6 protein-coding genes and 2 pseudogenes are annotated in these 6,477 nt (G+C 51.6%); 7 read left to right on the forward strand and 1 reads right to left on the reverse strand.

The window, feature by feature from the left end:
• The 7 genes and pseudogenes from ABZJ92_RS19925 to nanQ form a co-directional block, all read left to right on the forward strand.
• Nucleotides 1–200 (forward strand): annotated as a pseudogene (locus ABZJ92_RS19925) (hypothetical protein); the annotation flags it as partial.
• A gap of 269 nt (nt 201–469) precedes the next feature.
• Nucleotides 470–1,261, forward strand: coding sequence for a transcriptional regulator NanR (nanR, locus tag ABZJ92_RS19930; protein WP_000523845.1), 792 nt, complete (start codon nt 470–472; stop codon nt 1,259–1,261).
• 121 nt (nt 1,262–1,382) lie between these two features.
• Nucleotides 1,383–2,276, forward strand: a complete 894-nt coding sequence (gene nanA / locus ABZJ92_RS19935) for an N-acetylneuraminate lyase (protein WP_000224714.1) — start codon at nt 1,383–1,385, stop codon at nt 2,274–2,276.
• Between the two features lie 109 nt (nt 2,277–2,385).
• Nucleotides 2,386–3,876 carry a sialic acid transporter NanT gene (gene nanT, locus ABZJ92_RS19940; RefSeq protein ID WP_000108459.1) on the forward strand — a complete coding sequence of 497 codons (1,491 nt, stop codon included), beginning with the start codon at nt 2,386–2,388 and terminating at the stop codon, nt 3,874–3,876.
• A 47-nt stretch (nt 3,877–3,923) separates the two neighbouring features.
• Nucleotides 3,924–4,613, forward strand: coding sequence for an N-acetylmannosamine-6-phosphate 2-epimerase (locus tag ABZJ92_RS19945; RefSeq protein WP_001300570.1), 690 nt, complete (start codon nt 3,924–3,926; stop codon nt 4,611–4,613).
• Nucleotides 4,610–5,485 (forward strand): N-acetylmannosamine kinase, encoded by an 876-nt coding sequence (gene nanK / locus ABZJ92_RS19950; protein ID WP_000153624.1) that lies wholly within the window; start codon nt 4,610–4,612, stop codon nt 5,483–5,485. Before ABZJ92_RS19945 ends, nanK begins: the two co-directional genes overlap by 4 nt.
• Nucleotides 5,482–5,946, forward strand: coding sequence for an N-acetylneuraminate anomerase (nanQ, locus tag ABZJ92_RS19955; protein WP_000979880.1), 465 nt, complete (start codon nt 5,482–5,484; stop codon nt 5,944–5,946). Before nanK ends, nanQ begins: the two co-directional genes overlap by 4 nt.
• 444 nt (nt 5,947–6,390) lie before the next feature.
• Here nanQ and ABZJ92_RS19960 read toward each other — a convergent pair.
• Nucleotides 6,391–6,477: pseudogene (locus ABZJ92_RS19960) on the reverse strand (IS3 family transposase); the annotation flags it as partial.

The following is a 6,477-nucleotide window of genomic DNA, read 5'->3' on the forward strand; positions in this document are numbered from 1 at the left end:
CAGGAAGGACATCTGATGGAAATGAAAGCCACGCAAGCACCTTAAAATCACCATCATACACTAAATCAGTAAGTTGGAAGCATTACCCATTGTTGAACTCCGTGTCAAAAGAAAACGGTCAATCCCATAAATGGCAGATTGAAAACAATGATGTTATATTTTTTGCAAGTCTATTTATGGTGCGGATGTCGTGTTTTTAATTGTAGGTGAGGTGATTTTTCATTAAAAAATATGCGATTATGATTATTTTGTAAGAACACATTCATAATATTCATAATGCTTGTGAATAGTCTTATGAATAATTCAATCGGGATGTGTTTATCTGCGTTACATTAATTTTTCGCAATAGTTAATTATTCCGTTAATTATGGTAATGATGAGGCACAAAGAGAAAAACCTGCCATTTTCCCCTACTTTCAATCCTGTGATAGGATGTCACTGATGATGTTAATCACACTGACCTTACAGAATGGGCCTTATGAACGCATTTGATTCGCAAACCGAAGATTCTTCACCTGCAATTGGTCGCAACTTGCGTAGCCGCCCGCTGGCGCGTAAAAAACTCTCCGAAATGGTGGAAGAAGAGCTGGAACAGATGATCCGCCGTCGTGAATTTGGCGAAGGTGAACAATTACCGTCTGAACGCGAACTGATGGCGTTCTTTAACGTCGGGCGTCCTTCTGTGCGTGAAGCGCTGGCAGCGTTAAAACGCAAAGGTCTGGTGCAAATAAACAACGGCGAACGCGCTCGTGTCTCTCGACCTTCTGCGGACACTATCATCGGCGAGCTTTCCGGCATGGCGAAAGATTTCCTTTCTCATCCTGGTGGGATTGCCCATTTCGAACAATTACGTCTGTTCTTTGAATCCAGCCTGGTGCGCTATGCGGCTGAACACGCCACCGATGAGCAAATCGATTTGCTGGCAAAAGCACTGGAAATCAACAGTCAGTCGCTGGATAACAACGCGGCATTCATTCGTTCAGACGTTGATTTCCACCGCGTGCTGGCGGAGATCCCCGGTAACCCAATCTTCATGGCGATCCACGTTGCCCTGCTCGACTGGCTTATTGCCGCACGCCCAACGGTTACCGATCAGGCACTGCACGAACATAACAACGTTAGTTATCAACAGCATATTGCGATCGTTGATGCGATCCGCCGTCATGATCCTGACGAAGCCGATCGTGCGTTGCAATCGCATCTCAACAGCGTCTCTGCTACCTGGCACGCTTTCGGTCAGACCACCAACAAAAAGAAATAATGCCACTTTAGTGAAGCAGATCGCATTATAAGCTTTCTGTATGGGGTGTTGCTTAATTGATCTGGTATAACAGGTATAAAGGTATATCGTTTATCAGACAAGCATCACTTCAGAGGTATTTATGGCAACGAATTTACGTGGCGTAATGGCTGCACTCCTGACTCCTTTTGATCAACAACAAGCACTGGATAAAGCGAGTCTGCGCCGCCTGGTTCAGTTCAATATTCAGCAGGGCATCGACGGTTTATACGTGGGTGGTTCGACCGGCGAAGCCTTTGTACAAAGCCTTTCCGAGCGTGAACAGGTACTGGAAATCGTCGCCGAAGAGGCGAAAGGTAAGATTAAACTCATCGCCCACGTCGGTTGCGTCAGCACCGCCGAAAGCCAACAACTTGCGGCATCGGCTAAACGTTATGGCTTCGATGCCGTCTCCGCCGTCACGCCGTTCTACTATCCTTTCAGCTTTGAAGAACACTGCGATCACTATCGGGCAATTATTGATTCAGCGGATGGTTTGCCGATGGTGGTGTACAACATTCCAGCCCTGAGTGGGGTAAAACTGACCCTGGATCAGATCAACACCCTGGTTACGTTGCCTGGCGTCGGTGCGCTGAAACAGACTTCTGGCGATCTCTATCAGATGGAACAGATCCGTCGTGAACATCCTGATCTGGTGCTCTATAACGGTTACGACGAAATCTTCGCTTCCGGCTTGCTGGCAGGCGCTGATGGTGGTATCGGCAGTACTTACAACATCATGGGCTGGCGATATCAGGGGATCGTGAAGGCGCTGAAAGAAGGCGATATCCAGACCGCGCAGAAACTGCAAACTGAGTGCAACAAAGTCATTGATTTACTGATCAAAACGGGCGTATTCCGCGGCCTGAAAACTGTCCTGCATTATATGGATGTCGTTTCTGTGCCGCTGTGCCGCAAACCGTTTGGACCGGTAGATGAAAAATATCTGCCAGAACTGAAGGCGCTGGCCCAGCAGTTGATGCAAGAGCGCGGGTGAGTTGTTTTCCCCTCGCTCGCCCCTACCGGGTGAGGGGAAATAAACGCATCTGTACCCTACAATTTTCATACCAAAGCGTGTGGGCATCGCCCACCGCGGGAGACTCACAATGAGTACTACAACCCAGAATATCCCGTGGTATCGCCATCTCAACCGTGCACAATGGCGCGCATTTTCCGCTGCCTGGTTGGGATATCTGCTTGACGGTTTTGATTTCGTTTTAATCGCCCTGGTACTCACCGAAGTACAGGGTGAATTCGGGCTGACGACGGTGCAGGCGGCAAGTCTGATCTCCGCAGCCTTTATCTCTCGCTGGTTCGGCGGCCTGATGCTCGGCGCTATGGGTGACCGCTACGGGCGTCGTCTGGCAATGGTCACCAGCATCGTTCTCTTCTCGGCCGGGACGCTGGCCTGCGGCTTTGCGCCAGGCTACATCACCATGTTTATCGCTCGTCTGGTCATCGGCATGGGGATGGCGGGTGAATACGGTTCCAGCGCCACCTATGTCATTGAAAGCTGGCCAAAACATCTGCGTAACAAAGCCAGTGGTTTTTTGATTTCAGGCTTCTCTGTGGGGGCCGTCGTTGCCGCTCAGGTCTATAGCCTGGTGGTTCCGGTCTGGGGTTGGCGTGCGCTGTTCTTTATCGGCATTTTGCCAATCATCTTTGCTCTCTGGCTGCGTAAAAACATCCCGGAAGCGGAAGACTGGAAAGAGAAACACGCAGGTAAAGCACCAGTACGCACAATGGTGGATATTCTCTACCGTGGTGAACATCGCATTGCCAATATCGTAATGACACTGGCGGCGGCTACTGCGCTGTGGTTCTGCTTCGCCGGTAACCTGCAAAATGCTGCAATCGTCGCTGTTCTCGGGCTGTTATGCGCCGCAATCTTTATCAGCTTTATGGTGCAAAGTACGGGTAAACGCTGGCCAACGGGCGTAATGCTGATGGTGGTCGTGTTGTTTGCTTTCCTCTACTCATGGCCGATTCAGGCGCTGCTGCCAACGTATCTGAAAACCGATCTGGCTTATAACCCGCATACTGTCGCCAATGTGCTGTTCTTTAGTGGCTTTGGCGCGGCCGTGGGATGCTGCGTAGGTGGCTTCCTCGGTGACTGGCTGGGAACCCGCAAAGCGTACGTTTGTAGCCTGCTGGCCTCGCAGCTGCTGATTATTCCGGTATTTGCGATTGGCGGCGCAAACGTCTGGGTGCTCGGTCTGTTACTGTTCTTCCAGCAAATGCTTGGACAAGGGATCGCCGGGATCTTACCGAAACTGATTGGCGGTTATTTCGATACCGACCAGCGTGCAGCGGGCCTGGGCTTTACCTACAACGTTGGCGCATTGGGTGGCGCACTGGCCCCAATCATCGGCGCGTTGATCGCTCAACGTCTGGATCTGGGTACTGCGCTGGCATCGCTCTCGTTCAGCCTGACATTTGTGGTGATCCTGCTGATTGGTCTGGATATGCCTTCCCGCGTTCAGCGTTGGCTGCGCCCGGAAGCATTGCGTACTCATGACGCTATCGACGGCAAACCATTTAGCGGTGCCGTGCCATTTGGCAGCGCCAAAAACGATTTAGTCAAAACCAAAAGTTAATCCTGTTGCCCGGTCTATGTACCGGGCCTTTCGCTAAGGGAAGATGTATGTCGTTACTTGCACAACTGGATCAAAAAATCGCTGCTAACGGTGGCCTGATTGTCTCCTGCCAGCCGGTTCCTGACAGCCCGCTCGATAAACCCGAAATCGTCGCAGCCATGGCATTAGCGGCAGAGCAGGCGGGCGCGGTTGCCATTCGCATCGAAGGTGTGGCAAATCTGCAAGCCACGCGTGCGGTGGTGAGCGTGCCGATTATTGGAATTGTGAAACGCGATCTGGAGGATTCTCCGGTACGCATCACGGCCTATATTGAAGATGTCGATGCGCTGGCGCAGGCGGGCGCGGACATTATCGCCATTGACGGCACCGACCGCCCGCGTCCGGTGCCTGTTGAAACGCTGCTGGCACGTATCCATCATCACGGTTTACTGGCGATGACCGACTGCTCAACGCCGGAAGACGGCCTGGCATGCCAAAAGCTGGGAGCCGAAATTATTGGCACTACGCTTTCTGGCTATACCACGCCTGAAACGCCAGAAGAGCCGGATCTGGCGCTGGTGAAAACGTTGAGCGAAGCCGGATGTCGGGTGATTGCCGAAGGGCGTTACAACACGCCTGCTCAGGCGGCAGATGCGATGCGCCACGGCGCGTGGGCGGTGACGGTCGGTTCTGCCATTACGCGTCTTGAACACATTTGTCAGTGGTACAACACAGCGATGAAAAAGGCGGTGCTATGACCATACTGGCGATTGATATCGGCGGTACTAAACTTGCCGCCGCGCTGATTGGCGCTGACGGGCAGATCCGCGATCGTCGTGAACTTCCTACGCCAGCCAGCCAGACACCAGAAGCCTTGCGTGATGCCTTATCCGCATTAGTCTCTCCGTTGCAAGCTCATGCGCAGCGGGTTGCCATCGCTTCAACCGGAATTATTCGCGACGGCAGTTTGCTGGCGCTGAATCCGCATAATCTCGGTGGATTGCTACACTTTCCGTTAGTCAAAACGCTGGAACAACTTACCAATTTGCCGACCATTGCCATTAACGACGCGCAGGCCGCAGCATGGGCAGAGTATCAGGCGCTGGAAGGCGATATAACCGATATGGTCTTTATCACCGTTTCCACTGGCGTCGGCGGCGGTGTAGTGAGCGGCGGCAAACTGCTTACCGGCCCTGGCGGTCTGGCGGGGCACATCGGGCATACGCTTGCCGATCCACACGGCCCAGTCTGCGGCTGTGGACGCACAGGTTGCGTGGAAGCAATTGCTTCTGGTCGCGGCATTGCGGCGGCAGCGCAGGGCGAGCTGGCTGGCGCGGATGCGAGAACTATTTTCACACGCGCCGGGCAGGGCGATGAGCAGGCGCAGCAACTGATTCATCGCTCCGCACGTACGCTTGCAAGGCTGATCGCTGATATTAAAGCCACAACTGATTGCCAGTGCGTGGTGGTTGGTGGCAGCGTTGGTCTGGCAGAAGGGTATCTGGCGTTGGTGGAAATGTATCTGGCGCAGGAGCCAGCGGCATTTCATGTTGATTTACTGGCGGCGCATTACCGCCATGATGCAGGTTTACTTGGGGCTGCGCTGTTGGCCCAGGGAGAAAAATTATGATGATGGGTGAAGTACAGTCATTACCGTCTGCTGGGTTACATCCTGCGTTACAGGACGCGTTAACGCTGGCCTTAGCTGCCAGACCGCAAGAAAAAGCGCCGGGTCGTTACGAATTACAGGGCGACAATATTTTTATGAATGTCATGACGTTTAACACTCAATCGCCCGTCGAGAAAAAAGCGGAATTGCACGAGCAATACATTGATATCCAGCTGTTATTAAACGGTGAGGAACGGATTCTGTTTGGCATGGCAGGCACTGCGCGCCAATGTGAAGAGTTCCACCATGAAGATGATTACCAGCTTTGTAGCGCCATTGAAAACGAGCAAACCATCATTCTGAAACCGGGAATGTTCGCCGTGTTTATGCCAGGAGAGCCGCATAAGCCGGGATGCGTTGTTGGCGAGCCGGGTGAGATTAAAAAGGTGGTGGTGAAGGTTAAGGCTGATTTAATGGCTTAAATTTATTAGATCAGGTGTGACCTGACCCATCTTTGGCACAGAGCCAAACCTGAACTGACGGACCGCTCTGTGCCATTACCTGACGTTGTATTCTTTTATGTTAACACCCTTGATACTGTATATACCTGTCCGCTTAATTCGCTTGCCCTTTTTATTCGTAATAGTTGCTGTAAGTGTACTGCAGCGAATGGAATGACGTTCATCAATCACCAGCCGAATTGCTTCTGAAGCATCTTCCACCTCTAGAAGGTCGTGAGTCTTATTTAAGCCGAATGGAACAAGGTGGAAGGCAGTTTTTCCTGATGATTTTCTGGTTATTTTTACTGGATACAACACATCACCACTTTTATGGATTAATTCAAGCTGTTCAATGTAAATCATGGCAACTTTTGAGGTGTACTGGCAATAGCGGACACTACCATTTGTTCTTTTTTTAAGCAGCCATCTGATGATATTTTCCCTGAAGGCTGCCGGGGAGATATTCCCCAGACGAGAGTGACGACGCTGACGATTGTAGAAAATCTCAATGTA

It is taken from the genome of Shigella sp. FJ200513, assembly GCF_040495915.1.
In the GTDB taxonomy this organism is placed as follows: Bacteria; Pseudomonadota; Gammaproteobacteria; order Enterobacterales; family Enterobacteriaceae; genus ECMA0423.